Below are 673 nucleotides of genomic sequence, written 5' to 3'. Positions count from 1 at the left end.
GGCCTTCGACCAGCACGCGGCTGACGAATTCATCGGGCGTCAGCGCCGCGAAATGCGCATTGAAGTGCTCGACGATGACCCGGTCGACGCCGGCATTGGCCAGCGACTGCAGCTTGTCGCGCAGGCTGGCGATGCGGGTCGGCGCCCTGGACAGGTCGCCGGCGCGCTGGGCGAAATATTCCCGCGGATGCGGCTCGAAGGTCATCACCGCGGTTTCCAGGTTGCGCAGGTCCGCCGCTTCGCGCAGCCGCGCCAGCAGGGCCTGGTGGCCGCGATGCACGCCGTCGAAGTTGCCGATGGAAAGCGCGCAGGGCGCGCGCGATTCGGCATTGGGAAGTCCGCGAAATACCTTCATGGGGAGAAGCCGGGTCGGGAGTCGGTCGAAAAACCTTGGATTATACGGGCAAACCTTTGCCTTTCCGTATCAGGCGCCGGGAGAAGGCCGTTCAACGAACGTGCTGGCGGTAATATTTTTCAAGTAATTCAAACACTTGCGGGTAAGCGTGCTGCAGCGGCGCGGGCCTTGCAAAAAATGCCTCGGAGGCAACCGCAAAGAACTCCGCCGGCGCCTCGGCGCCGTAGGGGTCCATCGGCAAGGCCTGGGCCAGGTCGGCGTACAGGTCCAGGTGATGTTCGTTTTCCTCGTCGAAATCGGGCGGCAACTGGCGTTCCA

The 673-nt window shown here is 63.7% G+C and carries 1 protein-coding gene and 1 pseudogene; both read right to left on the bottom strand.

Annotated features, from left to right (window positions below):
• Window positions 1-355, bottom strand: a pseudogene (locus tag JK635_RS28995) (hypothetical protein); the annotation flags it as partial.
• Between the two features lie 91 nt (window positions 356-446).
• On the bottom strand, window positions 447-673 hold a 227-nt coding region (locus JK635_RS28990), incomplete at its 5' end, for a zinc-dependent peptidase (RefSeq protein ID WP_202655537.1).

The organism is Neobacillus paridis (genome assembly GCF_016765675.1).
GTDB classification, from domain to species: Bacteria; Bacillota; Bacilli; order Bacillales; family Cytobacillaceae; genus Neobacillus; species Neobacillus paridis.
This window is presented reverse-complemented; position numbering and strand designations above follow the sequence as displayed.